This is a genomic window from Mycobacterium sp. (assembly GCF_049683935.1).
GTDB lineage: Bacteria > Actinomycetota > Actinomycetes > Mycobacteriales > Mycobacteriaceae > Mycobacterium.
Genome location: NZ_JBAUJR010000520.1, coordinates 1 through 2609 on the forward strand (window position 1 = coordinate 1; position 2609 = coordinate 2609).

The following is a 2609-nucleotide window of genomic DNA, read 5'->3' on the forward strand; positions in this document are numbered from 1 at the left end:
GGGGCGGACGGTACGCAGGGGTCGACCGGCGACGGCGGCTCGGGCGGGTCCGGTGGCACGGGCGGCGGTGGCGGAGCGACAGGCGACGGCGACCCGGGTGATTCCGGACGTTCGGGTAGCGCCGGCAGTGGTCCGGCGGGTAGCAGCGGCGGAGCCGGTGGCGAGGGTGGCAGCGGCGGTGACGGCGGGCGCGGCTCGGACGGCAGCGGCGACTGAACGACGGGGCGAGCTCAGATCGGCGACGCTTCGATGATGGAGGTCGGCGTCGCGGTCCCGATCACCCGGTCGAGACGAAACCCCGCTCGTGACAACAGGTTCGCGTATTCGAGCTGAGTCCGTTCCCGTCCACCGGAGGTGACCAGCATCTCCAGGTCGAGCATCAGTGCCAGTGACTGGGTCGGTCGCTCCGGCAGCACCATCTCGAAGAGCAGCAGCGTGCCGCCGGATGAGATCGCGGTCCGGATGTTCCGCAGGATCGTCAGGGACGTCTCGTCGTCCCAGTCGTGGATGATGTTCTTGAGCACGTAGGCATCGCCGCCGTCGGGCACGGTCGACATGAAGGAGCCACCTGCGGTCGACACGCGGTGGGCGACTCCTGAGGCGTGCAGCGTCGACTCGGCACCGCTGACGACCGAGGGCAGGTCGTAGAGGATGCCTCGGGCCTCCGGAGCACTGCGCAGGATCGTCGCGAGCAGCGCACCGTGACCGCCTCCGACATCGACGACCAGCGAGAAACGCGTGAAATCGTAGCGACTGAGCGTGACGTCATCGGTCAGGCCGCTGACTGCGGTCATCGCGTTGTTGAAGACCTGCGCGAATTCGGGGTCGGTGCCCAGCAGATCGAAGAACGACATGCCGTGCACTTTGTGTACCGCCGCCTCTCCGCTGAGCACCGAGTGAAGCAGGTTGCCCCAGTCGGCCCAGCGCGCCGGGTGCCCGATGAACAGCACCATGTCCCGCAGCGAGCCCTCGGAGTCGGAACGCAGCGCGTCGCCGATGCCGGTGTTGGCGAACCTGCCGTCGCGGCGCTGTTTGAGCACACCCTTGCCGGCCAGAGCCCGCATCAACCGGTACACCGCGTCCGGATCGGCGCCGACCTCGACCGCGACATCGGTCGCCCGAGCCGGGCCGGGCGCCAGTACGTCCGGGATTCCGAGCTTGGCGGCGGTGTACAGCGCAGCCGTCGTCCACGAACCGGTGGCCATCTCGAGAAGCGCGATGTTGCCGGGCACCGAGGACCGATGCAGTCTGGTCAGGCCGGAGCGGACCCTGTCGATCGCCCGCACCAGCCGAAGCGGCGGACCCTTGGGGGTTCCGTCCACCTGTCAGTCCAGGTAATCCCGCAGAACCTGAGAACGGCTGGGGTGGCGCAATTTCGACATGGTCTTCGACTCGATCTGACGGATGCGCTCCCGCGTCACGCCGTAGACCTGGCCGATCTCATCGAGGGTGCGCGGCTGACCGTCGGTGAGTCCGAACCGCAGCCGCACGACGCCGGCCTCGCGCTCGGACAGCGTCTCCAGCACGGACTGCAGCTGATCCTGCAGGAGGGTGAACGACACCGCGTCGACGGCCACGACCGCCTCGCTGTCCTCGATGAAGTCGCCGAGCTGAGAATCGCCCTCGTCACCGATGGTCTGGTCCAGAGAGATGGGCTCACGCGCATACTGCTGGATCTCCAGCACCTTTTCGGGCGTGATGTCCATTTCCTTGGCGAGTTCCTCGGGCGTGGGCTCGCGGCCCAGATCCTGAAGCAGTTCGCGCTGGATCCGGCCCAGCTTGTTGATCACCTCGACCATGTGCACCGGGATACGGATCGTGCGGGCCTGATCGGCCATCGCGCGGGTGATCGCCTGGCGGATCCACCATGTCGCGTACGTCGAGAACTTGTAACCCTTGGTGTAGTCGAACTTCTCCACCGCGCGGATGAGACCCAGGTTGCCCTCCTGGATCAGATCCAGGAATGCCATTCCGCGTCCGGTGTAGCGCTTGGCCAGTGACACCACCAGGCGCAGGTTTGCCTCCAGCAGATGGTTCTTCGCGCGGTCGCCGTCCCGGCAGATCCACTGGTAATCCCGGCGCTGCGCCGTCGTCAGCTTCTCGCCCCGCTCGGCGAACTCCGTCATCAGCTGGGTGCAGTACAGACCCGCCTCGATGCGCTTGGCGAGCTCGACTTCTTCCTCGGCATTGAGCAGCGCGACCTTGCCGATCTGCTTGAGGTAAGCGCGAACCGAGTCCGCCGAAGCGGTCAGCTCGGCGTCTTTGCGGGCCTGCCGCAGTGCCTCGGATTCCTCTTCGTCCCAGACGAAATCGCCGGATGCCTTGTCCTTCTCCGACGGCTCGGCGATCCCGTCGTCGTCGGCGTCGGCCTTGGCGGCCTTGCCGGCGGCCTTGGGCGCGGTCTTGGTTGCGCCGTCAGCATCGTCGGACGCCTCGTCATCGGTGTCGGCCTCGTCCTCGACGACGATGTCCTCGAGGTCCAGCTCGGTGTCGTCGACTTCGAGATCCTCGCCCGGTTCGACGATGTCCTCGGCGGTGTCGGAGTCGGCGAGGTCGTCGTCGGCCGCTCCGGTGGCGGGCGCGGTGGCCTTCTTCGCTCTGCCGCGGGT

The 2609-nt window shown here is 67.3% G+C and carries 3 protein-coding genes; 1 reads left to right on the forward strand and 2 read right to left on the reverse strand.

Annotation, left to right across the window (positions count from 1 at the left end; genetic code table 11):
* Positions 1-216, forward strand: a 216-nt coding sequence (locus tag WA965_RS29380) for a hypothetical protein (RefSeq protein ID WP_526448304.1), incomplete at its 5' end; no start/stop codon positions are given.
* 14 nt (positions 217-230) lie between these two features.
* On the opposite strand, the gene WA965_RS29385 is transcribed toward WA965_RS29380, so the two are convergent.
* Together WA965_RS29385 and WA965_RS29390 are read right to left on the reverse strand one after the other, a co-directional pair.
* Complete coding sequence (locus WA965_RS29385; protein ID WP_526298149.1) at positions 231-1322, reverse strand: methyltransferase; 1092 nt, start codon at positions 1320-1322, stop codon at positions 231-233.
* A gap of 3 nt (positions 1323-1325) precedes the next feature.
* On the reverse strand, positions 1326-2609 hold a 1284-nt coding region (locus tag WA965_RS29390; RefSeq protein ID WP_526448305.1), incomplete at its 5' end, for an RNA polymerase sigma factor.